This window comes from Pseudomonas sp. HP_08, from assembly GCF_055284095.1.
Genome location: NZ_JBTOQC010000001.1, coordinates 300,341 through 326,390 on the forward strand (window position 1 = coordinate 300,341; position 26,050 = coordinate 326,390).

Below are 26,050 nucleotides of genomic sequence, written 5' to 3' on the forward strand. Positions count from 1 at the left end.
AGTCACAGGATCAGGTCACGTAAATCATCGGGCATCGCGCCAGGTTGTTGAATAGCCGCAAGGTCCGCTTCAGCAAGAGCGTTCCAGGCGTCCTCGTCCCACAATTGAAACTTGTTTAGCTGGCCAACTAACATCACGCTTTTATCCAACTTGGCATGCAGGCGTAAACGTGGCGGTACAAGCAATCGTCCACTGCCATCAAGCTCCAGATCGACGGCATTGCCGATCAGTAGCCGCTGCAAACGACGATTTTCTTCACGAAAGGTGGCGAGCTCACGCAGCTTCGCCTCAATCAGTTCCCACTCGGACAGCGGATAAATGCACAAGCAGGGATCAACAGCATCTATGGTCACGATCAGTTGGCCACCACTACGCGATTCAAGCTCGGCGCGATAACGACTCGGCATGGCGAGACGTCCCTTTGCGTCGAGATTGATTGCGTTGGCACCACGGAACACAGGCGAAGTCTCCGAATTCTATCTTCTCGCGCTGAAAAAACCCACTTCGTGCCACTTTCTGCCACTTGCGCACACTATAGGAACGCGCCCACCACACCGTCAAGGCGCGGCCCTAAGGAAAACCCTTACATAACCGAGATTTAGGAGTGGTATTAGATGAGCGGATATGTATCGGGCAGATCGCCCACAGATTAATCCGCAGAAATTCAGGAGAGTGAGAACAGAAGTTAAAGTGATTTGTGAAGTTCGGAAATATTTTTGATATTTACGAACCCATTCACATCCAGCAAAAAGCAGATGGAAGGAGGTGGAGAGTCGATCTGTAAGCCGGGTTCTGTCGAGGACAGTCATTCCTCTACGACGGCCATCACTGGACGTCTTTAGCAACCTACCCGGTTCCAGCGCGGGCCACGCCTAGGAACCCTATTTGGTCTTGCTCCGAGTGGGGTTTACCTTGCCACGAACTGTTGCCAGACGTGCGGTGCGCTCTTACCGCACCTTTTCACCCTTACCGGCACCGAAGTGCTTAGGCGGTTATTTTCTGTGGCACTTTCCGTAGGCTCGCGCCTCCCAGGCGTTACCTGGCACTCCGCCCTATGGAGCCCGGACTTTCCTCCCCCCCTTGTTGCGGAACAACAAGAGGCAGCGACTGTCCAATCGACTCTCCGCCGCCAAGGTTAGCGGCACACGCCGGCAAGAACAAGCTTTAAAAGCCTGCAAGTGCCTGTGTGCGTAACGAAAATGCCTTATTTATCCTTTTGTTTATCAAGCGCTAACTGATAAAGCAGGTTTTTGCGCACCCCGGTAATCTCGGCAGCCAGGGCCGCCGCACGCTTGACCGGCAAATCCTGCAACAGTAAATCCAGCACCCGGCGCGCTTCGGTACTGACCGCCTCATCCCCCTCAGGCGCACTCCAGCCAGCCACCAGCACCACACATTCGCCGCGCTGCTGATTGCTGTCTGCTTCGACAAACTCGCGCAACTGCGCCAGCGGCAAGCCCTTGAGTGTTTCAAAGGTCTTGGTCAGCTCGCGGGCCAGCAATGCCGGACGCTCGGCACCAAAGACAGCCTCCATGTCCTGCAGGCACTCCAGAATACGGTGCGGGGCCTCATAAAAAATCAGCGTGCGCGGCTCTTCGACCAGTTGCTCAAGACGCGATCTGCGCCCCACCGCCTTGGCCGGCAAAAAGCCCTCAAAAATGAAGCGATCCGAAGGCAGCCCCGCCGCCGACAGTGCTGCGATCAGTGCACACGCGCCAGGCACCGGCACCACTGCAATGCCGGCGGCACGCGCCTGACGCACCAGGTGATAGCCCGGATCGGAGATCAATGGCGTGCCCGCATCGGAAATCAGCGCCACGTTATCGCCGGCCAGAAGACGCTCGATAAACCGGCTACCTTCTGCACGTTCATTATGCTCATGGCAGGCGGCCAGCGGCGTCGCTATGCCAAAGTGCTGCATCAATCGCAATGAATGGCGTGTATCCTCGGCAGCAATCAGCGCGACTTCCCGCAGAACTTTCAGCGCCCGCACACTCATGTCGTCCAGATTGCCGATGGGCGTGGCCACGACATAAAGCGAGCCGACGGCGGAATTCGAAGCGACCTGAATAGTCAAAGCGCACACCTCATGTTGATGACTCCAAAGCGATCTATAAAGAAAGCATTGTACAGACTGCATGCGCTTTACACGGGATCGACCACAGACAAGCCTATAAAAGGAAGTAAGGCATGATGACTCCGCATCACCGTGGACCGCCACCGGCAAGAAAAAGCGTGACGGTTCGACCGCAATACCTGTCAGAGCTTTACCTGCCTTCAAGAGGCACCCCAACGTCGCACCCCGGCCAGTGCTTGGGTACAATTGCCCGCTAATTTGCTTGAGTACCAGGAACATATACATGATCGCTTGTCTGCGGCTGTTCTCTGCCCTCGGTCTTGCTGCCTTACTGGCGGCCTGCGCCGGCTCACCCACCTCCAGCCTCGGTGAGCTGCCTCGCACCCCCGATGCCAGTATCGAACAACTGCTGGAGCAGGCGTCGACCGCCAAGACCCCGGAGCAGGCCGCCACGCTGCGCCTGAGCGCTGCCGACAAGGCCAACAGCCAGGGTAACGCCGGTCGCGCCGCGCAACTGCTCGAGCAGGTCAAGCTCGACGTGTTGCCGCCAGGCCTGCAAGTGTTCGCCAGCACCTTGTCGGCAGAACTGGCCCTGGGACGCAACCAGCCCAAGGCAGCCCTCACCGCCCTGACCCACCCGAGCCTGCAACGCCTGGGTGAACTGTCGGTCGAACAACAGGTGCGCACCCACACCGTTCGCGCCCGCGCCCTGGAAATGGACGGCCAGATCCTGCCGGCCGTACGCGAGCGCGTGTTTGCAGGCCCCTTGCTGCAAGGCAACGAGCTGAGCGCCAACAACGACGCGATCTGGAAACTGCTTTCCACTCTGCCTGTCGAGCAACTGCAAGCGACCAGTAACGATGACTTCGGCGGCTGGCTGAACCTGGCCCGCACCCTCAAAAGCAGCGGCACCCTGGAACAGCAACAGGCCGCTATCGACACCTGGAAAGCGCAAAACCCTCAGCACCCTGCCGCTCTGCAACTGCCGGCGGCGCTGGCTCAATTGCGCTCGCTGACCAGTGAGCCGGTGACCCGCATCGCCCTGCTGCTGCCTCAGGAAGGCCAGTTGGCCAACGTGGCCAAAGCCCTGCGCGAAGGTTTTCTGGCGGCCCACTATCAGGCCCAGCAAGCCGGTCAGAACCCTCCCGCCATTCAAGTCTTTGACAGCTCGCGACTGACCTCGATGGACGAGTTCTATCGCCAGGCCCAGGCCGCAGGCGTGCAGCTGGTGGTCGGGCCGCTGGAAAAGGATCTGGTCAAGCAACTCAGCGCCCGCCCGAGCCTGCCCATCACCACCCTGGCCCTCAATTACAGCGACAGCGCCACTGCCGGCCCGCAGGAACTGTTCCAGTTCGGCCTGGCTGCCGAAGACGAAGCCCGCGAAGTTGCACGCCGCGCCTGGGCCGACGGCAAGCGCACCGCGGTTGCCATGGTGCCGAAGGGCGAATGGGGCGATCGTGTCCTGAGCGCCTTCAACAATAGCTGGCGCGCCAAGGGCGGCACCCTGGTAGCCGTCGAACGCATCGATCAACCCGTCGATCTGGCCCGCCAGATTGGCGACATGTTCCAGCTGCGCGCCAGCGAAGGCCGTGCCCAGCGCCTACAAAGCGCTACCGGCGCACAGGTTGCCGCACAGCCATCGCGCCGTCACGACATCGACTTCATGTTCTTGGTCGCCACACCGCAACTGGCCCAGCAGATCAAACCGACCATGGTTTTCCAGTACGCCGGTGATGTACCGGTGTATGCGACGTCCCAGCTGTTCACCAACAGCAACGATCAGGCTCAATACAACGACCTCAACGGCGTACGCTTCTGCGACACGCCCTGGCTGCTCAACGCCAACGACCCGCTGCGCCAACAGGTCGTTGCGCAATGGCCGCAAGCCGCCGGCAGCCTCGGCCGCCTGTACGCCATGGGCGTCGACGCTTACCGCCTGGCACCGCGCCTCGGCCAGCTCAAGGCCTTGCCTGACAGCCGCCTCGAAGGCCTGTCCGGCAGCCTAAGCCTGAACCCGAATCGCCGCATCGAGCGTCAACTGCCGTGGGCAGAGTTCGTCAACGGTCAGGTACAGCGCCTGCCGGACACCGCTCCTTGAAGTCAGACAGTAACCGTGCAGGGCGCGAGGCCGAGGCCTGCGCCCTGCACCATTTACAGCAGCAAGGCCTGAGCCTGATCGAGAAGAACTGGTCATGCCGACGCGGCGAGCTGGATCTGGTCATGCTCGACGGCGATACAGTAGTATTCGTCGAAGTTCGCTACCGACGCTCCAAAGGCTGGGGTGGCGCACTGGAAAGTGTCGATGCACGCAAGCAGGAAAAGCTGGTCATGGCAGCCCAACTGTTCCTGCAGCACGCACCGCACTGGGCCGATCACCCTTGTCGCTTCGATGTGCTGGCGGTTGAGGGAATGGCCGACAATGCAACACCCCTGAACTGGCTCAAGAACGCATTCGACAGCTGAGCAGGCCGGCATCATCCTCGAATATCCTACGCACCCGACACCGATTCTCTGCTGTTTGCCGCGCAGGCCGCACACCTGTCGTGTCGGGAGCCTGCAAAACATCAAGGGCGGCACCAATAGCCGCCTTACGCTCTAACCAAGGTCACTCTAGATGGACATGCAATCGCGTATTCGCCGGCTCTTCCAGGCCAGCATCGACACCAAGCAACAGGCGATGGACGTCCTGGCTCCACACATCGAGCTGGCCAGCCAGGTCATGGTCAATGCCCTGCTCAACGAGGGCAAGATGCTGTCCTGCGGCAACGGCGGCTCGGCAGGCGACGCCCAGCATTTCTCGTCGGAGCTGCTGAACCGCTTCGAGCGTGAACGCCCCAGCCTTCCAGCCATTGCGCTGACCACCGACAGCTCGACCATCACCTCGATTGCCAACGATTACAGCTACAACGAAGTGTTCTCCAAGCAGATCCGCGCCCTGGGCCAACCGGGCGATGTGTTGCTGGCCATTTCCACCAGCGGTAACTCGGCGAACATTATTCAAGCCATCCAGGCCGCACATGATCGCGAAATGATTGTCGTAGCATTGACCGGACGCGATGGCGGCGACGTAGCGTCGCTGTTGCTGCCAGAGGACGTGGAAATCCGCGTACCCGCCAAAGTCACGGCGCGCATCCAGGAAGTCCACCTGCTGGCGATCCATTGCCTCTGCGATCTGATCGACAGCCAATTGTTCGGGAGTGAAGAATGACCCCTAATCGTCTCAGTCTGGCATTACTGGCCCTGTGCCTGGGCCTTGGTGGTTGCAGCTCGGTGCTGACCGCCACTCGCGACAACCCGATCGAAGATGATCGTGGCACTCGCACCATCGGCAGCAAGATCGATGACTCATTGATCGAAACCAAAGCTGCCGTGAATATTTCCAAGGCCGATCCAGACCTGGCCGAAGGTTCGCACATCGTGGTGACCAGCTATAACGGCATCGTCCTGCTGGCCGGCCAGACTCCGCGCGCCGAACTCAAGACCGTTGCCGAACAGGCCGCAGCCTCTGTGCAGCGCGTCAAAAAGGTCAATAACGAGCTGCAGGTGCTGCCGCCTTCGTCTCTGCTGGCGCGCAATAACGATGCCTGGCTGACCACCAAGATCAAGTCGCAGATGCTGACCGACAATTCGATTCCGGGCTCACGCATCAAAGTGGTGACCGAGAACGGTATCGTCTATCTGCTGGGCCTGGTAACCCAGCAGGAAGCCACCCGCGCAACCAACCTGGTTCAGGGCGTGTCGGGCGTGCAGAAAATCGTCAAGCTGTTCGAGTACATCGACTGAGCCGTCGCAGGCAGCAATAAAAAAGGCGATCCGGATGGATCGCCTTTTTTTATTTCACAACCTTCAGGCTTGGCCTGCCGCTGGGACGCGGTGGCTCGCTGTTGGGCGGCGGAGCATCATCTTCCATGTCGACTTCCTCGACATCGTGCTCCTCGAGGGAGGGCTCCAGGTCAAAGACCATGCCCTGACCATTTTCCCTGGCATAAATACCCAGTATCGCGCCAACCGGCACGTACAAGGTGTGTGGAACGCCGCCGAAACGGCCTTCGAAACTCACCGCCTCATTGTCCATGTGCAAGTGACGCACGGCAGTGGGCGAAACATTCAGGACAATCTGGCCATCGTTGGCAAATCCCTGAGGGACCTGCACGGAGGGATACTCCGCGTTGACCAGCACATGTGGGGTGCAATCGTTATCTACAATCCACTCATAAAGAGCACGAATCAGATAAGGGCGACTGGAGTTCATCAACGGCTCCTTAAGCCTTAGCGCATTTCACGTTCGGCAGCAGACAGGCTTGCCTGGAATGCCTCACGTACGAACTGGCGCTCCATGTAGTCGAGCAACGGCTTGGCAGGCCGAGGCAATTCGATGCCCAACACCGGCAAACGCCAGAGTATGGGCAATAGACAGCAATCAACGAGACTTTGCTCGTCACTGAGGAAAAAAGGTTTCTCCGCAAACAGCGGCGATACCCCGGTCAGACTCTCGCGCAGCTCCTTGCGGGCCTGCACACGTGCACTTTCCTTGCTCCGTGGATCCAGGATCAGATCCACAAGCCCACACCAGTCACGCTGGATGCGATGCATCAGCAGACGGCTATTGGCCTTGGCCACAGGGTACACCGGCATCAACGGCGGATGCGGATAACGCTCCTCCAGATACTCCATCACCACGCTGGGCTCGTACAACGCCAGATCGCGGTCGACCAGCGTCGGCAAGGTGCCATAAGGGTTGACCTCGACCAGCTGCGGCGGCACACGACCGGCCACAACATCGATGATCTCGGCCACAACACCTTTCTCGGCGAGCACGATACGTACGCGGTGGGAATAGTGATCGGCGGGGTCGGAATAACAGGCCAACCGGTTGGTCACGCCCATGGTGATCCTCCTCGCTTGTAAAAATGGATGGAACAGACAGGCAAAAGCGGCCTGAGAAACCTGCGCTCACGATCGCTTCGCGGGCGACAAGATAGCTTATTTACAGCAAAGAATTTGGCAATCTTGCGCCGCCCGGCGCGGGCGCTGCAATCATTACTTCACATAAGCGCCGCACTGCACGTGCTTCAAGCCTGATATCAGTGGATGTCTTTCCAGTATTCACGCTTGAGCAGCCCGGCCAGGACGATGAAGAACGCCAGATACAACAACACCCAGGTACCGATGCGGCGGTGTTCAAGCTTGAGCGGGTCAGCCGAGTAAGCCAGGAAGGTCACCAGGTTTCTGAGCGTCTCGTCGAATTGCTCGACACTCAGACTGCCGGTACCGGTCAAGACGATCAATTGATCACAGCTCAAGTCGCCGGGCACCTGACAACCGGGCACCTGGCGCCCTTGCAGACGCTGTAGCACGTTAGGCATACCGACATTGGGGTAAACCCGGTTATTGACGCCCAGCGGTCGCGCCGGATCCTCGTAAAACGAGCGCAGGTAATGATACAGCCAGTCCGTGCCACGCACCCGCGCCACCAGGGTCAAGTCCGGCGGCTCAGCCCCGAACCAGGCCTTGGCGTCCACTGAGCGCATGCCGGCTTTCATATGATCGCCAATTTTGGCCCCGGTAAAGACCAGCTTTTCCAGCATCACCTCATGGGCAATGCCCAGATCGTCGGCCACCCGCTCATAGCGCTGGTACTGAGCACTGTGACAGCCCATGCAGTAGTTGACGAACGTGCGCGCGCCATCCTGCAGCGCAGCCTTGTCGGAGACATCGATGCTGACCGGCTCCAGCACTTGCGTACCGCTCACCTGCGCCAGTGACAGCACTGGCAGCCAGGCCAACACCAACATAGCCAGTAACCTTCTCATCGGCTCGTGACCCTTTCCGGAACGGGCCTGGTCTTTTCAAGCCGGGTATAGAACGGCATCAGCAGAAAATAGGCGAAATACAACACGGCGCAGACCTGCGACAACAACGTGCGCCCAGGCGTAGGCGCCTGCACGCCCAGCACCCCAAGGGTGATGAAGGCAACGCAGAAGACCAGCAGCCCTGCCCGGCTCAGCCAGCCCTTGTAGCGCATCGAACGTACCGGGCTGCGGTCGAGCCACGGCAGCACAAACAGCACGGCAATCGCGGCGCCCATGGCCATGACACCCATGAGCTTGTCCGGTATCGCCCGCAAAATGGCGTAGAACGGGGTGAAGTACCACACCGGCGCAATATGCTCAGGCGTCTTGAAAGCGTTGGCGGCCTCGAAGTTCGGCTTCTCCAGAAAGTAGCCGCCCATCTCCGGAAAGAAAAACACGACGATGCAGAACACGAACAGAAAAACGCCGACACCGAAGAGGTCCTTCACAGTGTAATAAGGATGAAACGGTATACCGTCCAGTGGGACGCCGTTTTCGTCCTTGTGTTTCTTGATGTCGATGCCGTCAGGGTTATTCGAGCCCACCTCATGCAGCGCCAGAATGTGCAGCACCACCAGCCCCAGAATGACAATCGGCAGCGCAACCACGTGCAAGGCGAAGAAGCGGTTCAGGGTGATTCCGGAAACCAGATAGTCACCGCGAATCCATTGGGTCAATCCTTCGCCAATCACAGGAATGGCACCAAACAGCGAAATGATGACCTGCGCGCCCCAATACGACATCTGCCCCCACGGCAGCAGATAGCCCATGAACGCCTCGGCCATCAGCGCCAGGTAGATGAACATGCCGAAGATCCACACAAGTTCGCGCGGCTGCTGGTACGAGCCGTAGAGCAGCCCGCGAAACATGTGCAGGTAGATCACGATGAAAAACGCTGACGCGCCGGTGGAGTGCATCTGCCGCAGGATGGCGCCGTAATCGACATCGCGCATGAGGTATTCGATCGAGGCAAAAGCCCCTTCGGCCGTCGGCGTGTAATACATCGTCAGCCAGATGCCGGTGAGCAACTGATTGACCAGCACCAGCAATGCCAACGAACCAAAGAAGTACAGAATGTTGAAGTTCTTCGGGACGTAGTATTTGCTCAGATGCTCTTCGAACACGCGGCTGACAGGAAAGCGCGCATCGACCCAGCGCATGAACCGGCTCATAACGCAGCCTCCTGATCGACGCCGATGACGATTATCGCGTCCGACTCATAGTGATGAGGCGGCACCGGCAGGTTCAGCGGGGCGGGCTGCGATTTGTAGACTCGCCCGGCCAGATCGTAGCGCGAGCCGTGACAGGGGCAAAAATACCCACCCTGCCAGTTCTTGCCGAGGTCGCTGGGCGCCACCTCTGGCCGAAAGGTCGGCGAGCAGCCCAAATGCGTACAAATGCCGACCAACAGCACGATCTGCGGCTTGATCGAGCGCGTCACCGGGTCAACGTAAGCGGGCTGTACCGACGCCCTGGATTCGGGGTCCGACAACTGGTCGGCAAGCTGGCGCAGGCTGTCGAGGGTCTGCGGTGTTCGGCGCAGGATGAACACCGGCTGACCGCGCCATTCGGCGATCAGTTGCTGGCCGGGCTCGATCTTGTCGACATTGACCTTTACCGGCGCACCGGCGGCGCGGGCCCTGGCGCCTGGAAACCACGACCCCACGAATGGAACGGCCGCCCCCGCCAACCCTACCGCTCCCACCGCCGAGGTCGCGGTCACCAGAAAGCGGCGGCGCCCTGTATCTATCCCGCCAGGCTCAATCTGGTCTGGATTGAAGCAATCGGTGCTCATTCCACCCGCTCCCGCGCACATGCAGAACCTGCATGTGCAGCGGCCTGCCTGATAACAATCTAGTCGTTACCCGGCCGCAGGGACGGCAAATAAAGCCCCTTCCATCTGCAAGTCTTCAAGACTGCCAAGAAGCAGGAGTGACTGTAAACAGGGAATTACAGCCACACCGTGTTTTGCCTCAACAGCCTGTCACAGGCATAAAAAAACGCCCGGCTTCGTGAGAAGCGGGCGTTTTTCTTGAGCGCAGAAAGCGAATTAACGCTTCGAGTACTGCGGACGCTTACGCGCTTTACGCAGACCGACTTTCTTACGTTCAACTTCACGGGCGTCGCGAGTCACGAAGCCAGCTTTGCGCAGTGCAGGGCGCAGGGTTTCGTCGTACTGCATCAGAGCGCGAGTGATACCGTGGCGGATTGCGCCAGCCTGGCCACTTACGCCGCCACCGATAACGGTGACGTAGATGTCGAACTTCTCGACGGTTGCGGTCAGCTCCAGCGGCTGACGAACTACCATGCGGGCAGTTTCACGACCGAAGAACACGTCCAGCGAACGGTTGTTGATCGAGATGTTACCAGTACCCGGACGCAGGAAAACGCGAGCGGTTGCGGTCTTGCGACGGCCAGTGCCGTAATTTTGAGTCGCCGACATAATCAACTATTCCGTTAAAACTTCAGTTCTTGGGGCTGTTGAGCAGTATGAGGGTGAACAGCGCCCGCATAGACTTTCAGCTTACGATACATGTCGCGACCCAGTGGGTTCTTAGGCAGCATGCCTTTGACCGCGGTCTCGAGCACGCGCTCAGGAGCTTTGTCGATCAGCTTTTCGAAAGTGATCGATTTGATCCCGCCCGGGAAGCCGGAGTGAGAATAGTAGATCTTGTCGGAAGCTTTGGCACCGGTAACACGCACTTGCTCGGCGTTGATGACGACGATGTAGTCGCCAGTGTCAACGTGAGGGGTGTACTCAGGCTTGTGCTTGCCACGAAGACGGCTCGCGATTTCGGTAGCCAGACGACCCAGGGTCTGGCCAGCGGCGTCGACGACGAACCAGTCGCGCTGAACTGTTTCCGGTTTAGCAGTAAAAGTTTTCATTCTTTATAGCCTCAGGGGCCGCCTGAAAATATGAGACGGCGGAGCTTACTGAACAGTGCATTCCTTGACAAGCCAACAGGGCAGGTCAAAGTCGGCCGGAAACAGACGCTATCGGGGGCTCGGGTCAGCGCGTCCGTATACGGCAGGATCTTCGATGGACGGGGCATCACGCCGGCCACCAAGAGGTGCGCAATTATACAGACTGCAACGATAAGCTCAACCTGAATTTATTGCAGCGCACAGCCCTGCCACAGCGCATTGGCGCCAATTGTTCACAGGCCGGATCGAGGCTGGACAGAGATCGCAAAACATAAGACGATTCAGCCGCTGCTTGACCACTTTACCCACTATAAGAACAAAAGATCATGCCGATTCAACCAACCGCCGTCCTGCGGCGCGTGAGCATCCTGGCTGTCGACCGGGTGTTCGCCTCGACTCTGATGCAAGCCAAAGACTTCTTTCACCTGGCCAGCCTGCGCTACAGCAAGCAATTGGGCCACGGCCTCAAACCGGCTTTTGAAATTCGCCTGGTGAGCCCCGACGGTCAGCCCGTCAACAGCTTCAGCGATGTCATGATGCCGGTCGACGGCGCCCTGGAACCCAGCGATATCATCGTGCTCCCGGCTTTCTGGGACGATTTCGATGCGCTCAGCCAGCGCTACCCGCAGATTCTGCCGTGGCTGCGCGAACAGCACGCCAATGGCGCGGTGCTGTGCGCCGAAGCCAGTGGCGTGTTCTGGATGGCCGCCACCGGCTTGCTGGACGGCAAAGAGGCAACCACGTACTGGCGCTTTTTCAACGAATTCGCCGAGCGCTTTCCCAAGGTCCAGCTCAACCAGGACAAGCACATTACCGACGCCGACAACCTGTACTGCGCTGGCGGCAGCACATCGGCGTGCGACTTGTACATCTACCTGATCGAGCGTTTCTGCGGGGCCAACGTGGCGCAGGCGGTGGCGCGCGACATCCTCTACGAAGTGCGGCGCAACTACTCACCGGGCAGGATCGGCTTTGGCGGCCAGAAACTGCATCAGGACATGACCATCCTGCAGATCCAGCACTGGCTTGAAGAACACTTCGCCGACAAGTTCCGCTTCGAAGACGTGGCCCGGGAACACGGCATGAGCATCCGCAACTTCATGCGCCGCTTCCAGAGCGCCACCGGCGACAAGCCGCTGCACTATCTGCAGCGCCTGCGCATCGAAACCGCCAAGGGCCTGCTGTCGGCCACACGCAAGAGCATCAAGACCATCAGCTACGAAGTCGGTTACGACGACGCCAGCTTCTTCGCCCGCCTGTTCCGCCAGCACACTGAACTGTCACCCAACCAATACCGGCAACAATTCCAGCAGGCGGCCTGAAGGCGGCGGCAAGTTTTCAGCTTCAAGCTGCAAGTAAAAGCCGATCGCATACTGCCTTTACTTGCAGCTTGCCGTTGCCGTCAAGGCTTGTGGGCGCGGGACAGGAATTCGTGGGATTGCATTTCCAGCAAGCGGCTGAGGGTGCGCTGGAATTCAAAGTTCAGGCGGCCACCGGAGTACAGGTCCTTGAGTTCGACCTCGGCCGAGATGATCAGCTTGACGTTGCGGTCGTAGAATTCGTCGACCATGTTGATGAACCGGCGGGCGATGTCGTCGGTGGTCACGCTCATCTGTTCGACGTTGCTGAGCAACACGGCATGGAAGATCTTGCCCAGTTCGATGTAGTCGTTCTGGCTGCGCGGCCCGTCGCACAGGTCGCGGAAGTTGAACCAGGCCACGTCGTCGCAAGTGCGCAGCGCGCGAATTTCACGGTTCTCGATCATCAACACGTCGTTTTCGACGGTTTCTGCGCAATCGGGCGTCAGCGCCTTGAAACTGGCGCGCAGGCTTTCATGAGCGGCGTCATTGAGCGGGAAGTGAAACAGCTCGGCCTGCTCCAGGTGACGCAGGCGATAGTCGACGCCGCTGTCGACGTTGACCACTTCGGTGTGCAGCTTGATCAAGGCAATGGCCGGCAGGAAGCGCGCCCGTTGCAAGCCGTCCTTGTACAAGCCGTCCGGAACGATGTTCGAGGTGGCGACCAGCGAGACGCCATTCTTGAACAGCTCTTCCATCAGCGTGCCGAGGATCATGGCGTCAGTGATGTCGGAGACAAAGAATTCATCGAAGCAGATAACCCGTGCTTCTTCGGAAAAACGCTTGGCGATGACCGTCAGCGGGTTTTTCTCGCCCTTGAGCGTCCTCATTTCTTCGTGCACACGCTTCATGAAGCGGTGAAAGTGCGTACGCATTTTCTGCTTGAACGGCAGCGCGTCGAAGAAAGTGTCGACCAGATAGGTCTTGCCACGCCCTACTCCACCCCAGAAATACAGGCCCTTGACGACCTGCGGCTCTTTCTTGCCGAACAGCTTGCCGAACAGGCCAGGCTTGCTGTCTTGTGCAGCGATCAGGTCTTCATACAGACGCTGCAAATGACGCACAGCGTTTTCCTGAGCGGCATCATGAAAGAAGTCCGGGCGTTTCAGGTCGGCTTGATATCGTTCTAGGGGCGTGGTCATAGTCATCGGCGGGGGCTGAAAAACGGGCCGTCACTGTAGCGACGGCCTTGGGGAATGGCAATCAGTCCTGTGCAGGAGCGAGTGCCAGCTTGAGGGTCTCGATGGCGCTGTCACGCGCGGTTGCATCACTGAAGGCCGGGCTGTCGGCCACGCTTTCGCCGTCGAGCCACAGGCTGAAACGGTCAGCGTCGGCACGCAGATCCAGCTCGCCACCCTGCTGCAACTGCTTGCTCACCGCACCTGCGGTCTTGCCATCGGCAAAGGCACGCGACAGCAGCAATTGCTCGCCGTCGGCGGCCAGCAGGCGGAAGCGGAAGCTGCCGTCTTCGTCGCGGAAGCTGACAAAGCGCGCAGTCTTGGCGGCCTTTTTCTTGACGGTATCGCTGCTCTGCACGGCGCTGCGGAACGAGCGCAGGCCCACCGCCTCGCGCAGGGTTTCAAGGAACGGCGTGGCGAGGCTGCGAGCCTTCTGCGCACCGGTGAGCAGGATATCTTCCAGATCGGCAGGGCGCGCAATCAGACGCTGATAGGTTTCGCGGGCTTCACCCAGCTCAGTGTCGAGCAGGCTGACCAGACGCGCCTTGGCCTCGCCCCAACCCAGGCCGTCGAGCAGTTCGGCGCGCAGCGCAGCACTTTGCTCTGGCGTGGAGAAGGCGTGATAAAGCGTAAACAGATGGGAGTTGTCAGGGTCCTTGGCTTCACCCGGCGCACGCGAGTCGGTGACGATGCGCGAGACCGCGTCCTTGAGTTCCTTGGTGCTGCTGAACAGCGGGATGGTGTTGTCGTAGCTCTTGGACATCTTGCGGCCATCCAGGCCCGGCAGCGTGGCCACGCCTTCTTCGATCAACGCTTCGGGCATGGCGAAGAATTCCTTGCCATTGCCGAACAGGTGATTGAAGCGCTGGCCGATGTCACGGGCCATTTCTACGTGCTGGATCTGGTCGCGACCGACCGGCACCTTGTTGGCGTTGAACATCAGGATGTCGGCCGCCATCAGCACCGGGTAGCTGTACAGGCCCATGCTGATGCCGGCATCCGGGTCTTCACCGGTCTCGACGTTGCGGTCGACCGACGCCTTGTAGGCGTGGGCGCGGTTGAGCAGGCCCTTGGCCGCGACACAGGTCAGCAGCCAGCACAGCTCGGGGATTTCCGGGATATCGGACTGCCGATAAAACGTCACACGATCGACGTCCAGGCCTGCGGCCAGCCAGGTGGCTGCGATTTCCTGACGCGAACGCTGAATGCGCAGCGGGTCATCGCATTTGATCAGGGCGTGGTAGTCGGCCAGGAAGTAGAACGAGTCGACGCCAGGCTGGCGGCTGGCGACAACCGCCGGGCGGATGGCACCGGCATAGTTCCCCAGGTGGGGAGTACCGGTCGTGGTAATGCCGGTCAGGATACGAGTGGTCATGGCAGGTCGCTTAATGCAGTGGGCGGTTATCAGTTCGCAAGCCGGGGCATGACCAGATCCTTCAGATCGGTCAGCTTGCCGTGAAAGAAGTGTCCGCATTCTGCCACTTTCAGCAGCTCATGGGGACGTTGCAGCGCGCCGGACCATTCATACACCAGCGCAGGCTCGATGACCTCGTCGGCATCGGGCTGGATGACGGTCAGCGGCGCCTGCTGCGCCAGATCGGCCTGGGCCTTGAAGCGCCCGGCAGCCGGTGCGATCAGAAACACATGCTCAAGCGCCTCGCCGCGCGCTTCCAGCCAGCCGCTGAGGCTGCCGGCCACGTAACCGCCAAAAGAGAAACCAAACACCGTCAGCGGCAGATCAGGCTGCTGCTCGCGCAGCCACACGGCGACCGCCTGGGCGTCTTCGATCTCTTCAGGCCCCGCCACCGAGGTGCCGGCGCTGGCACCGACACCTCGGTAGTTGAAGCGCAAAGTGCTCAGGCCGGCATCGCGAGCGGCACGTTGCAATGTCGAAACAACCTTGTTGAGCATCGTTCCGCCCTGAATCGGGTTAGGATGGCAAATCAGCGCCACGCCCCTTGCATCGGGCAGGTCTTGATAAAGTGCTTCGAGCGGACCTTGCGGGCCGTCGATGAAGACAGGGGTTTCAGGCATGGGTAAATAGAACTCCGTGACCCCGAAATGGGTCGACTCGTCTAGCTGAATGTCTGTGGCTGGCATATCGGCGACGCGTCGCGGCTATACAGCGCAGGTTCGAGCCGTTAACGTAAAGCAAAGCCGTTTATAGAGGAAGGACTCGTGGAACACTCGCTCTTAGTTTGGTTGTTGCCGACTCTTGCCCTGGTGGCCGGTGTCGTCATTGGTTTCCTGGTCGCGCGTCTGCTGCCCAACACTGTTCCGAGCAGCACCCAGCGTCAGCTGGATGATGTGCAGGAACGTTTCGACACTTATCAGAATGAGGTGGTCACCCACTTCAACAGCACGGCTACCCTGATTCAGAAGCTCAACCATCAGTATCAGGAAGTACAGGAACATCTTGCCGAGAGCGCCAATCGCCTTGCCCTTGACGAGTTGACCCGCCAACGTCTGCTGGCCTCGCTGCACCCTGAGGCTCATCAGGCGCCACGCGACCGCCTGACCCCACCACGCTACACCGAGGCGCCGAAAGATTACGCGCCCAAGACGCCCAATGCCCCAGGCATGCTGGACGAGCAATACGGCTTGAAGAAATGATCGGTTGATCGGCCATACGAAAAAGCCCCCGCGCCGCAAGGCCGGGGGCTTTTTCGTGTCACGCAGGCGGCGTCAGATTGCGCCGCGGCTGCGCAGCAGGTCCAGGACCTGTTTGACACCTTCTTCGACGCTCAGACGCTGGGTGTCGAGCACCAGATCAGCATTGAGCGGCACGTCATAGGCGAAGGACTCGCCCGGAATGTTGTCGCCACCGGCGGCATACAGGCCTTGCGGGTCACGCTCGCGGCAGACCAAAGGCGAGGCCTGAACGTACACGGTGATCAGGCGCTCTTTGCCGATCAATGCCTTGGCCTGCTCGCGGCCTTCGGCATCGGGGGCAACAAAAGCGGCCAGGGTCAGCAGGCCGGCTTCGTTGAACTGACGCGCCACATGGGCAGCGCGACGCCAGTTCTCGGTACGCCCGGCACGGTCCTGCGGCAAGCCCTTGTTCAGGTCATGACGCAGGTTCTGGCCATCGAGCACATAGACCGAACGGCCCATGTCGAACAGCTTGCGCTCCACGGCATAGGCCAGCGTGCTCTTGCCGGCGCCGGACAGGCCGCTGAACAACACGGTGGCCGGTTGCTGACCCAGACGCAGGGCGCGCTCTTCGGTGGACACGTGCGCCAGTTCGCCGTGCTGGCCATGGCCGCCATGCGGCAGGACCGGTGGTGCGATGATCATGCCGGCGCCGACGGTGCCGTTGGTCAGGCGATCGATGACGATAAACGCACCGGTGGTGCGGTTGCTGTCGTAACCGTCCAGCGCGATGGCTGCATCGAGGCTGACCTTGACCCGGCCGATCTCGTTGAGCTGCAAGGCACTGGCAGTGCCGTGCTCCAGAGTGTTCACATCGACCTTGTGGGTGATGCTGGCAATCGAGCCCGGCACATAGCTGGTGGCGCGCTTGATGTCGTATTTCTTGCCCGGCAGCATCGGCTCTTCAGCCATCCACACCAGCATCGCGTCGAACTGGTCGGAGACCGTCGGCACGTTGTCGGCATGCACCAGCAGATCGCCACGCGAGATATCGATCTCGTCTTCCATGGTCAGGGTCACAGCTTGACCAGGACCGGCCTGTTCCAGCTCGCCTTCATAGGTGACGATGGACTTGACCCGGCTGCTCTTGCCCGACGGCAAGACCACGACTTCGTCGCCCTTGTGCACGATGCCGCTGGCCAGGGTGCCGGCGAAACCGCGGAAGTTCAGGTTCGGGCGGTTGACGTACTGCACCGGGAAACGCAGGTCGGTGAAGTTACGGTCGGCGGCCACTTCGACGGTTTCGAGAATCTCCATCAGCGCAGGGCCCGTGTACCACGGCGAACGCTCGCTGCGGTTGACCACGTTATCGCCCTTGAGCGCCGACATCGGCACGAAATGCAGGCTGCTCGGGTTCAGCTCGATGGCATCGGCGAACTGCAGGTAATCGGCCTTGATCGACTCGAACACCTGCTCATCGAAGCCCTTGAGGTCCATCTTGTTGATGGCCACAACGATGTGCTTGATGCCCAGCAACGAAGCGATGTAGCTGTGACGACGGGTCTGGGTCTGCACACCGTAGCGGGCATCGACCAGAATGATCGCCAGATCGCACGTCGAGGCACCGGTGGCCATGTTGCGGGTGTACTGCTCGTGGCCCGGGGTGTCGGCAATGATGAACTTGCGCTTGGCCGTCGAGAAATAGCGGTACGCCACATCGATGGTAATGCCCTGCTCGCGCTCGGCCTGCAGACCGTCGACCAGCAGCGCCAGATCGATGTCTTCGCCGGTGGTGCCGCTCTTCTTCGAGTCGCGGGTGATGGCTTCGAGGTGGTCCTCGTAGATCATCTTCGAGTCGTGCAGCAGACGCCCGATCAGGGTGCTCTTGCCGTCGTCGACGTTGCCACAGGTCAGGAAACGCAACAGCTCCTTGCGCTCGTGCTGGGACAGGTAGGCGAGGATATCCTCGCTGATCAGATCAGATTGGTGGCTCATTGCATTCAAGCTCCAAGCTGTAAGCTTCAAGCGGCAAGCTTGTCGGCACAGCTAGTCAGAAATTTTGTTGATCGACCACTGCCGGCCTTTTTCAGGCCTAGTCACAGTGCAGGCGGCAATCCACAAACCTCAGAAGCTACACACCGCTTCTGACTTGCAGCTTGCCGCTTGTAACTTGAAGCTTAAAAATAACCTTGGCGTTTTTTATCTTCCATGGAGCCTGCACCATCGTGGTCGATGACGCGGCCCTGGCGCTCGGACGTTCGGGTCAGAAGCATTTCCTGGATGATGTCCGTCAGGCTTTCGGCCTCCGACTCGACAGCGCCCGTCAACGGGTAGCAGCCAAGGGTACGGAAACGCACCTTCTTCTTGACGATGCGGGCTTTCTCTTCCTCGGAGAGGTGCTCGAGAATGCGCTCGTCGTCGATCATGATCAGGGTGCCGTTCTTCTCGATCACTTCGCGTTCGGCGGCGAAGTACAGCGGCACGATCGGGATGCCTTCGAGGTAGATGTATTGCCAGATGTCCAGCTCGGTCCAGTTCGACAACGGGAAGACGCGGATCGACTCGCCCTTGTTGACCTTGCCGTTATAAACGTTCCACAGCTCTGGACGCTGGTTCTTCGGGTCCCAGCGGTGCTTGCTGTCACGGAACGAGTAGACGCGCTCTTTGGCGCGGGACTTTTCTTCGTCGCGGCGCGCGCCGCCGAAGGCCGCATCGAAGCCGTACTTGTCCAGCGCCTGCTTGAGGCCCTGGGTTTTCATGATGTCGGTGTGCTTGGCACTGCCGTGGGTAAACGGGTTGATGCCCTGCGCCACACCCTCGGGGTTGACGTGGGTGATCAGCTCCAGGCCCATTTCCTCGACCATCTTGTCGCGGAAGCTGTACATCTCCTGGAATTTCCACCGGGTATCGACATGCATCACCGGAAACGGCAGCTTGCCCGGAAAGAAGGCTTTGCGTGCCAGGTGCAGCATCACGGCCGAGTCTTTGCCGATCGAGTACAGCATCACCGGGTTATCGAACTCGGCGGCGACCTCGCGGATGATGTGGATGCTTTCCGCCTCCAGCTGTTTCAGATGCGTCAGTTTGTCAACCATGGCTACTCACGGATTGCATTCGTTGTGGATCAGGATAGGGGGTCAACCCAAGTCCCGCTGCGGCCTGCGGGCCGTATTCGAGCCGCGCACTTTATCATGCACGGCAGGCTGTCTTCAGCGAGGCATATAGATCGAAACGATCTAACGATATAGCTTCTCGTTTGGACACCTGCCTCGCAGCGACCTCACAAAGCGCCTCATATCGGGTTGGGACAGTCGATGAAGGTGTGCTCGACGGCAAAGCGCCGCGCCAGATAATCGCCCAGCGCCTGCACGCCATAGCGCTCGGTGGCGTGATGGCCGGCCGCGATGAAACTGATGTCGTTCTCGCGGGCGCTATGAAAGGTTTGCTCCGAGGCTTCGCCGCTCAGGTACAGGTCAACGCCTTCAAGGATCGCCTGATCGATGTAGCCCTGGCCGCCGCCGGTGCACCAGCCAACCCTGCGAATCATCGAACTGCCCTCGATCAGCAAGGGTTCGCGTCCCAGAGCGTCCTGCACACGACGGGCAAAGTCACGCGCCGTCAGCGGCTCGGCCAATGAGCCGACCAGCCCTACCACGCGCGGATTTTCAGGGTCCAGCGGGCCTTCGACGGTGATATCCAGTTGCCGTGCCAGCTGCACGTTGTTGCCGACTTCAGGGTGCACGTCCAGCGGCAAGTGATAGGCCAGCAGACTGATATCGTGCTTGAGCAGGGTTTTCAGGCGGCGCTGCTTCATGCCCACGACACAGGGGTTTTCACCCTTCCAGAAATAACCATGGTGAACCAGCACCAGATCGGCCTGAGCCTCGACGGCGGCGTCCAGCAACGCCTGGCTGGCCGTCACGCCACTGACGATACGCATGACCTGCGGACGCCCTTCGACCTGTAAACCATTGGGGCAATAATCCTGGATGCGAGCGCTATTAAGGTAGCGGTCGGCTTCTTCGACCAGGGTGCTGAGGGATACGGCCATGTAAAGACTCCTCGGTAGGCAGTTCGGCGGCAGGCGGCAAGACGACATCATTTATTGCACATGAAGTGCGAGACAGCGCACGCGGTGCTCGTATAATGCCCGCCATTATGGCGCACCCGGCTTAAAAATTTCTGCGCCAGCACCCTCAGGACTTCACTCACATGCTAAAGGCACTGCGCTTTTATGGCTGGCCATTGCTGGCAGGCGTATTGATCGCCCTGCTGATCATCCAGCGCTACCCTCAGTGGGTCGGCTTGCCCAGTCTGGATGTCAATCTGCAACAGGCTCCGCAAACCACCCAGTTCGTGCAAGGCCCTTCCTCGTATGCCGATGCGGTCAGCGCGGCGGCGCCGGCGGTGGTCAACCTGTATACCACCAAGGTCTCCAAGGCCAATCCGCTGTTCGAAGACCCGCAGTTCCGGCGCTTTTTCGGCGACAACCAGCCCAAGCAGAAACGCATGGAATCCAGCCTCGGCTCGGGCGTGCTGATGAGCCCGGAAGGCTACATCCTGACCAACAACCACGTTACCAGCGGCGCCGATCAGATCATCGTGGCCCTCAAGGACGGCCGGGAAACGATTGGCCGGGTCATCGGCAGCGACCCGGAAACCGATCTTGCGGTGCTCAAGATCGACCTGAAGAACCTGCCGGCGATGACCATCGCCCGCTCCGACGGCATTCGCATCGGCGATGTCGCACTGGCCATCGGCAACCCGTTCGGGGTCGGCCAGACCGTGACCATGGGCATCATCAGCGCCACCGGTCGCAACCAGTTGGGCCTTAACACCTATGAAGACTTCATTCAGACCGATGCGGCCATCAACCCCGGCAACTCCGGCGGCGCACTGGTCGATGCCAGCGGCAACCTGACCGGCATCAACACGGCAATCTTCTCCAAGTCCGGCGGCTCACAAGGCATCGGCTTCGCCATCCCCACCAAGCTGGCGATGGAGGTCATGAAGTCGATCATCGAGCATGGCCAGGTGATTCGTGGCTGGCTGGGCATTGAAGTACAACCACTGACGGCAGAGCTGGCAGAGTCCTTCGGCCTGAAGGATCGGCCTGGCATCGTGGTGTCGGGGATTTTCCGCGACGGTCCGGCCCAGAAGGCCGGCCTGCAGTTGGGTGATGTGATTCTGGCGATCAATGGCGAGCCCGCCAGCGACGGCCGCCGCTCGATGAATCAGGTGGCGCGCACCCGTCCCAAGGACAAGATTGCCATCAACGTGATGCGCAACAACAAGGAAATTCGCCTGAGCGCCGAAGTCGGCATCCGCCCACCACCGGCACCGGCGGCAACACCACAACCTGCGGAGTGATCCACAGGTTGCGCTGCAGGACCAGCCGCCCGGCCGGTCCTGCCTTCAGATACCGCTCAACCCATCCAGCAATGCCTGGTTCTGCTCCGGCGTACCGATGGTGATACGCAGGAACTGGGCGATACGTTCTTGCTTGAAGTGACGCACGATCACGCCCTGTTCGCGCAATGTCGCCGCCAGGCCTGCCGCATCGTGCTGCGGGTGACGGGCAAAAATGAAATTGGCCGCCGACGGCAGCACTTCAAAGCCCTTGCCGCGCAGTTGCTCGACCAGGGCTTCACGGCTGGCAATCACCGCATTGCGGGTGGTATCGAAGTGCTCTTTATCTTCAAAGGCCGCCGCCGCTCCGACGATTGCCAGACGGTCCAGCGGGTAGGAGTTGAAGCTGTTCTTGACCCGCTCCAGCGCCTCGATCAGGTCCGGATGGCCGACCGCAAGCCCGACCCGCAACCCGGCCAGCGAGCGCGATTTGGACAGCGTCTGGGTGACCAGCAGGTTCGGGTAGCGCTGCACCAGGCTGATCGCCGTCTCGCCGCCGAAGTCGATATACGCCTCATCCACCACGACCACTGAATCCGGGCTGGCCTTGAGGATCTGCTCGACCGCATCCAGCGCCAGCAGGCAGCCGGTCGGTGCGTTCGGGTTGGGGAAAATAATCCCGCCGTTAGGCCGCGCATAGTCTTGCGGGCGAATCTGGAACTGCTCATCCAGCGCGACGGCTTCGTGTTTTACACCGTACAGGCCGCAATACACCGGATAGAAGCTGTAGCTGATGTCCGGAAACAGCAAGGGCAGATCGTGCTGGAACAGGCCATAGAAGATATGCGCCAGCACCTCGTCCGAACCGTTGCCGAGAAACACGTGGCTGGCCGGTACCTGGTAATAAGCGGCCACGGCCTGCTTGAGCAGGTCGCTGTTGGGATCCGGGTACAGGCGCAGGTTGTCGCCAAGCTCTGCACGCATGGCTTGCAGTGCCTTGGGCGACGGGCCATAGGGGTTTTCGTTGGTGTTGAGCTTGACCAGCTTGCTCAGCTTGGGCTGCTCGCCCGGCACGTACGGCACCAGGCTTTTGACGAAAGGACTCCAGAATTTGCTCATGTTATTCGCCTTGCTCGCTGCGTACGGGTTGCCAGTCGGTGTCGGTAATGCGGTATTCGGCACTGCGCGCGTGACCGCTCAGCGACTCGCCACGCGCCAGTACCGAGGCAGTCTTGCCCAGCTCCGATGCGCCTTGCGGCGAGCAGAAGATGATCGAGGAACGCTTCTGGAAGTCATAAACGCCCAGCGGTGACGAAAACCGCGCGGTGCCGGAGGTCGGCAAGACGTGGTTGGGGCCTGCGCAATAGTCGCCCAGCGCTTCGCTGGTGTGGCGGCCCATGAAGATCGCGCCGGCATGGCGGATCTGCGGCAACCAGGCTTGCGGGTCTTCGACCGACAACTCAAGGTGTTCAGGCGCAATGCGGTTGGCGACATCGATGGCCTGCTGCATGTCGGCCACCTTGATCAGCGCGCCACGGCCGTTGATCGAGGTCTCGATGATCGTGGCGCGGTCCATGGTTGGCAGCAACCTGGCAATGCTGGCCGCAACGCGGTCGAGAAACTCGCCATCGGGGCTGACCAGAATCGACTGGGCGTCTTCGTCGTGCTCGGCCTGAGAGAACAGGTCCATGGCGATCCAGTCAGGATCGGTCTGGCCATCGCAGACCACCAGAATCTCCGAGGGGCCGGCAATCATGTCGATACCGACCTGGCCGAACACATGGCGCTTGGCGGTGGCCACATAGATGTTGCCGGGGCCGACGACCTTGTCGACCCTGGGCACGCTTTCGGTGCCGTAGGCCAGGGCCGCCACGGCCTGGGCGCCACCGATGGTGAAGACCCGGTCGACGCCAGCGATGCAGGCCGCCGCCAGCACCAGCTCGTTGATTTCACCGCGCGGGGTCGGCACCACCATGACCACCTCAGTGACGCCGGCCACCTTGGCCGGAATGGCGTTCATAAGCACCGATGAGGGGTACGACGCCTTGCCGCCCGGCACATACAGGCCGGCGCGATCCAGCGGGGTGACCTTCTGGCCCAGCACCGTGCCGTCGGCTTCGGTGTAGCTCCAGGAATCCTGCTTCTGTTTTTCGTGGTAGCTGCGCACCCGCTCGGCGGCGGTTTCCAGCGCCTGGCGCTGTGCGTCGGTGATCCGGGTCAGGGCCAGCTCCAGGCGTTCGCGGGGCAGGATCAGATCGGCCATCGAGGCCACTTCAAGCGCGTCGAAACGCTGGGTGAACTCCACCAGCGCTGCGTCGCCACGCTCGCGAACGGCCTTGATGATGTCCAGCACTCGCTGGTTGACCGAGTCGTCGGACACGCTTTCCCAGCTCAGCAGATGATCCAGATGTCGAGCGAAATCCGGATCGGCAGCATCGAGTCGGCGTATTGCAGTGGACGTGGTCATAGCGAGGGCCTCAGTAATTGGCGAATGCTCAGGTGCCATAAGCTACCAAGCTATCCGCGCTGACACCTGAGAAATTTGGCTATGACACGGATAGCTGGGCGCGGCTTGATGCCGCGCGAAGAATCAGCCGTGGTGTCGTGACTCGACGGCCTGGCGCAGGGTGTCGATGAGGGCCTGGATGCGCGCATGCTGCATCTTCATGGAGGCCTTGTTGACCACCAGACGCGAACTGATGTGCGCGATCATTTCCTGGGGTTCGAGGCCGTTGGCGCGCAAGGTGTTACCGGTGTCGACAACGTCGATGATCTTGTCGGCCAGACCGATCAGCGGTGCCAGTTCCATCGAGCCGTAGAGCTTGATGATATCGACCTGACGGCCTTGTTCGGCGTAATAGCGCTTGGCGACATTGACGAACTTGGTGGCCACCCGCAGGCGTCCCTTTGGCTCGACAGCGCCGATGGCGCCGGCAGTCATCAGCTTGCAGCGGGCGATGTTCAGGTCCAGCGGCTCGTACAAACCCTGGCCACCGTACTCCATCAGCACATCCTTGCCGGCGACACCCAGGTCTGCGGCACCGTGTTCGACATAGGTCGGCACGTCGGTGGCGCGCACGATCAACAGGCGGACATCTTCCTGGGTCGTGGGAATGATGAGCTTGCGGCTCTTGTCCGGATTCTCGGTCGGCACGATACCGGCTGCAGCGAGCAGCGGCAGGGTGTCATCGAGGATACGGCCCTTGGACAGTGCGATGGTCAGCATGGAAAACGTAAGTCCTTATCAGGAAACTCATACCCTGGCGCCAGGCTTTGTACATAAAGTGGCTGCGCTCGCTCGCCGACTTTTCGTACCAGGCCTGAATCCCAGAGCTTGCCCGGCCTGTGCGCGCGCAAAACGCGAGCGTCCGGGTGACGCATTAGAAATCACAGCGGCGTGCAAAGCAACGGCCCCGAGTGGGGCCGCTGATCGTTAGCCTGGAACGCGACGAATCTTCGCGCCCAGCATTTGCAGTTTTTCTTCGATGCATTCGTAGCCGCGATCTATGTGGTAGATGCGGTCGATCAGCGTGTCGCCTTCAGCGACCAGCGCCGAAATCACCAGGCTGGCAGAGGCCCGCAGGTCGGTGGCCATGACCGGTGCGCCCTTGAGCACGTCGGTACCGGTGACGATTGCCGTGTTGCCTTCAACCTGGATCTGCGCGCCCATGCGGTGCATTTCATACACGTGCATGAAGCGGTTTTCGAAGATCGTCTCGATCACGGCACCGGTGCCTTCGGCAATGGCGTTGAGCGAGATGAACTGCGCCTGCATGTCGGTGGGGAACGCAGGATACGGTGCGGTGCGGATATTGACCGCTTTGGGACGACGACCGTGCATGTTCAGCTCGATCCAGTCTTCACCGGTGGTGATCTCGGCGCCGGCTTCCTGCAGCTTGAGCAGTACGGCCTCAAGGATGGTCGGATCGGTGTCCTTGACCTTGACGCGACCGCCGGTGGCAGCAGCGGCAACCAGGTAAGTGCCGGTTTCGATGCGGTCAGGCATGACGCGGTAGGTCGCCGAATGCAGACGCTCGACGCCATCGATGGTGATGGTGTCGGTGCCGGCGCCCTGGATCTTCGCGCCCATGGCGATCAGGAAGTTCGCCAGGTCGACGACTTCAGGCTCGCGCGCAGCGTTCTGCAGGACCGAACGGCCCTTGGCCAGGCTGGCCGCCATCATGATGTTCTCGGTACCGGTCACGCTGACGGTATCGAAGAAGAAGTTGGCACCGCGCAAGCCGCCTTCCGGCGCCTTGGCCTTGATGTAGCCACCGTCGACGTCGATGATCGCGCCCATGGCTTCAAGGCCACGGATGTGCAGGTCGACAGGACGCGAGCCAATCGCGCAACCGCCTGGCAGGGCCACTTCGGCCTCACCGAAACGGGCAACCATCGGGCCCAGTACCAGGATCGAGGCGCGCATGGTTTTCACCAGCTCGTACGGCGCGATCAGGGTCTTGATGGTGCGCGGGTCGATCTCGACGCTGAGCTTCTCGTCGATCACCGGCTCAATGCCCATGCGCCCGAACAGCTCGATCATGGTGGTGATGTCGTGCAGGTGCGGCAGGTTCTGGACCGTGACCGGCCCATCGGCCAGCAAGGTGGCGGAAAGAATCGGCAAGGCCGAGTTCTTGGCGCCGGAAATGCGGATTTCGCCGTCCAGACGGACGCCGCCGGTAATAATCAGTTTGTCCATTGCAATCTCGACACCCGTAA

26 protein-coding genes and 1 other RNA gene are annotated in these 26,050 nt (G+C 60.3%); 7 read left to right on the plus strand and 20 right to left on the minus strand.

The genetic code is table 11. From position 1 onward, the window contains the following. Positions 1-2 precede the first annotated feature (2 nt). The 3 genes from mraZ to rsmI form a co-directional block, all read right to left on the minus strand. Complete coding sequence (gene mraZ / locus ACYAS9_RS01415) at positions 3-458, minus strand: division/cell wall cluster transcriptional repressor MraZ (protein ID WP_463566544.1); 456 nt, start codon at positions 456-458, stop codon at positions 3-5. Positions 459-765: 307 nt separating this feature from the next. After that, positions 766-1,123, minus strand: an RNA gene (gene rnpB, locus ACYAS9_RS01420) — RNase P RNA component class A. Positions 1,124-1,204: 81 nt separating this feature from the next. Next, on the minus strand, positions 1,205-2,077 hold the full coding sequence (rsmI, locus tag ACYAS9_RS01425) for a 16S rRNA (cytidine(1402)-2'-O)-methyltransferase (RefSeq protein ID WP_463566829.1): 873 nt from the start codon (positions 2,075-2,077) through the stop codon (positions 1,205-1,207). Between the two features lie 283 nt (positions 2,078-2,360). Between rsmI and ACYAS9_RS01430 the strand changes: the two genes are divergently transcribed. The 4 genes from ACYAS9_RS01430 to ACYAS9_RS01445 all read left to right on the plus strand — a co-directional run bounded on the left by ACYAS9_RS01430 (position 2,361) and on the right by ACYAS9_RS01445 (position 5,860). Further along, complete coding sequence (locus tag ACYAS9_RS01430; RefSeq protein ID WP_463566545.1) at positions 2,361-4,175, plus strand: penicillin-binding protein activator; 1,815 nt, start codon at positions 2,361-2,363, stop codon at positions 4,173-4,175. Continuing rightward, on the plus strand, positions 4,172-4,540 hold the full coding sequence (locus ACYAS9_RS01435) for a YraN family protein (RefSeq protein ID WP_463566546.1): 369 nt from the start codon (positions 4,172-4,174) through the stop codon (positions 4,538-4,540). Before ACYAS9_RS01430 ends, ACYAS9_RS01435 begins: the two co-directional genes overlap by 4 nt. A 151-nt stretch (positions 4,541-4,691) precedes the next feature. Beyond that, entirely contained in the window at positions 4,692-5,285 is a 594-nt protein-coding gene (locus tag ACYAS9_RS01440; protein ID WP_463566547.1) for a phosphoheptose isomerase, read from the plus strand. Continuing rightward, positions 5,282-5,860 carry a BON domain-containing protein gene (locus ACYAS9_RS01445; protein WP_463566548.1) on the plus strand — a complete coding sequence of 193 codons (579 nt, stop codon included), beginning with the start codon at positions 5,282-5,284 and terminating at the stop codon, positions 5,858-5,860. Before ACYAS9_RS01440 ends, ACYAS9_RS01445 begins: the two co-directional genes overlap by 4 nt. A 49-nt stretch (positions 5,861-5,909) precedes the next feature. Here the strand turns inward: ACYAS9_RS01445 and ACYAS9_RS01450 are convergent, their stop codons facing one another. The 7 genes from ACYAS9_RS01450 to rplM all read right to left on the minus strand — a co-directional run bounded on the left by ACYAS9_RS01450 (position 5,910) and on the right by rplM (position 10,815). Further along, a complete protein-coding gene (locus ACYAS9_RS01450) occupies positions 5,910-6,329 on the minus strand; it encodes a ClpXP protease specificity-enhancing factor (protein ID WP_463566549.1) in 420 nt (139 codons plus the stop codon). 17 nt (positions 6,330-6,346) lie between these two features. Beyond that, entirely contained in the window at positions 6,347-6,964 is a 618-nt protein-coding gene (locus tag ACYAS9_RS01455; RefSeq protein ID WP_463566550.1) for a glutathione S-transferase N-terminal domain-containing protein, read from the minus strand. Positions 6,965-7,161: 197 nt separating this feature from the next. Beyond that, positions 7,162-7,890, minus strand: coding sequence for a cytochrome c1 (locus ACYAS9_RS01460; protein WP_463566551.1), 729 nt, complete (start codon positions 7,888-7,890; stop codon positions 7,162-7,164). Next, positions 7,887-9,101: a cytochrome b gene (locus ACYAS9_RS01465; RefSeq protein ID WP_463566552.1), complete on the minus strand. Its 1,215-nt coding sequence runs from the start codon at positions 9,099-9,101 to the stop codon at positions 7,887-7,889. The genes ACYAS9_RS01460 and ACYAS9_RS01465 overlap by 4 nt, the downstream gene beginning before the upstream one ends. Next, positions 9,098-9,724, minus strand: a complete 627-nt coding sequence (petA, locus tag ACYAS9_RS01470) for a ubiquinol-cytochrome c reductase iron-sulfur subunit (RefSeq protein ID WP_463566553.1) — start codon at positions 9,722-9,724, stop codon at positions 9,098-9,100. Before petA ends, ACYAS9_RS01465 begins: the two co-directional genes overlap by 4 nt. Positions 9,725-9,979: 255 nt before the next feature. Continuing rightward, positions 9,980-10,372, minus strand: coding sequence for a 30S ribosomal protein S9 (gene rpsI, locus ACYAS9_RS01475; RefSeq protein WP_056834195.1), 393 nt, complete (start codon positions 10,370-10,372; stop codon positions 9,980-9,982). Positions 10,373-10,386: 14 nt separating this feature from the next. Further along, complete coding sequence (gene rplM, locus ACYAS9_RS01480; protein ID WP_056834193.1) at positions 10,387-10,815, minus strand: 50S ribosomal protein L13; 429 nt, start codon at positions 10,813-10,815, stop codon at positions 10,387-10,389. 464 nt (positions 10,816-11,279) lie between these two features. Between rplM and ACYAS9_RS01485 the strand changes: the two genes are divergently transcribed. After that, complete coding sequence (locus tag ACYAS9_RS01485) at positions 11,280-12,176, plus strand: GlxA family transcriptional regulator (protein WP_463566830.1); 897 nt, start codon at positions 11,280-11,282, stop codon at positions 12,174-12,176. 80 nt (positions 12,177-12,256) lie between these two features. Here ACYAS9_RS01485 and zapE read toward each other — a convergent pair whose 3' ends face one another. From zapE to ACYAS9_RS01500, 3 genes are all read right to left on the minus strand, one after another. Then, positions 12,257-13,354 carry a cell division protein ZapE gene (zapE, locus tag ACYAS9_RS01490; protein WP_463566554.1) on the minus strand — a complete coding sequence of 366 codons (1,098 nt, stop codon included), beginning with the start codon at positions 13,352-13,354 and terminating at the stop codon, positions 12,257-12,259. 61 nt (positions 13,355-13,415) lie between these two features. Further along, positions 13,416-14,765 (minus strand): tryptophan--tRNA ligase, encoded by a 1,350-nt coding sequence (locus tag ACYAS9_RS01495; RefSeq protein WP_463566555.1) that lies wholly within the window; start codon positions 14,763-14,765, stop codon positions 13,416-13,418. Between the two features lie 29 nt (positions 14,766-14,794). Then, a complete protein-coding gene (locus tag ACYAS9_RS01500; RefSeq protein ID WP_463566556.1) occupies positions 14,795-15,424 on the minus strand; it encodes an alpha/beta hydrolase in 630 nt (209 codons plus the stop codon). A gap of 144 nt (positions 15,425-15,568) precedes the next feature. Between ACYAS9_RS01500 and ACYAS9_RS01505 the strand changes: the two genes are divergently transcribed. Next, positions 15,569-16,003: a Z-ring associated ZapG family protein gene (locus ACYAS9_RS01505; RefSeq protein WP_459749686.1), complete on the plus strand. Its 435-nt coding sequence runs from the start codon at positions 15,569-15,571 to the stop codon at positions 16,001-16,003. Positions 16,004-16,075: 72 nt separating this feature from the next. Here ACYAS9_RS01505 and cysN read toward each other — a convergent pair whose 3' ends face one another. The 3 genes from cysN to ACYAS9_RS01520 all read right to left on the minus strand — a co-directional run bounded on the left by cysN (position 16,076) and on the right by ACYAS9_RS01520 (position 20,033). Then, complete coding sequence (gene cysN / locus ACYAS9_RS01510; RefSeq protein ID WP_463566557.1) at positions 16,076-17,977, minus strand: sulfate adenylyltransferase subunit CysN; 1,902 nt, start codon at positions 17,975-17,977, stop codon at positions 16,076-16,078. A 182-nt stretch (positions 17,978-18,159) separates the two neighbouring features. Continuing rightward, positions 18,160-19,077, minus strand: coding sequence for a sulfate adenylyltransferase subunit CysD (gene cysD, locus ACYAS9_RS01515; protein WP_463566558.1), 918 nt, complete (start codon positions 19,075-19,077; stop codon positions 18,160-18,162). A 197-nt stretch (positions 19,078-19,274) separates the two neighbouring features. Next, positions 19,275-20,033, minus strand: a complete 759-nt coding sequence (locus ACYAS9_RS01520) for a Nif3-like dinuclear metal center hexameric protein (protein ID WP_463566559.1) — start codon at positions 20,031-20,033, stop codon at positions 19,275-19,277. A gap of 161 nt (positions 20,034-20,194) precedes the next feature. On the opposite strand from ACYAS9_RS01520, the gene algW reads away from it, so the two are divergent. Further along, complete coding sequence (gene algW, locus ACYAS9_RS01525) at positions 20,195-21,352, plus strand: Do family serine endopeptidase AlgW (RefSeq protein WP_463566560.1); 1,158 nt, start codon at positions 20,195-20,197, stop codon at positions 21,350-21,352. Positions 21,353-21,397: 45 nt separating this feature from the next. Here the strand turns inward: algW and hisC are convergent, their stop codons facing one another. The 4 genes from hisC to murA all read right to left on the minus strand — a co-directional run bounded on the left by hisC (position 21,398) and on the right by murA (position 26,030). Beyond that, the gene (gene hisC / locus ACYAS9_RS01530) at positions 21,398-22,450 is read right to left on the minus strand and encodes a histidinol-phosphate transaminase (protein ID WP_463566561.1); all 1,053 of its coding nucleotides are present in this window, start codon (positions 22,448-22,450) and stop codon (positions 21,398-21,400) included. A gap of 1 nt (position 22,451) precedes the next feature. Then, positions 22,452-23,798 carry a histidinol dehydrogenase gene (hisD, locus tag ACYAS9_RS01535; protein ID WP_463566562.1) on the minus strand — a complete coding sequence of 449 codons (1,347 nt, stop codon included), beginning with the start codon at positions 23,796-23,798 and terminating at the stop codon, positions 22,452-22,454. Between the two features lie 123 nt (positions 23,799-23,921). Beyond that, positions 23,922-24,557 (minus strand): ATP phosphoribosyltransferase, encoded by a 636-nt coding sequence (hisG, locus tag ACYAS9_RS01540; RefSeq protein WP_463566563.1) that lies wholly within the window; start codon positions 24,555-24,557, stop codon positions 23,922-23,924. A 207-nt stretch (positions 24,558-24,764) separates the two neighbouring features. Then, positions 24,765-26,030 (minus strand): UDP-N-acetylglucosamine 1-carboxyvinyltransferase, encoded by a 1,266-nt coding sequence (gene murA, locus ACYAS9_RS01545; RefSeq protein ID WP_463566564.1) that lies wholly within the window; start codon positions 26,028-26,030, stop codon positions 24,765-24,767. Positions 26,031-26,050 lie beyond the last annotated feature (20 nt).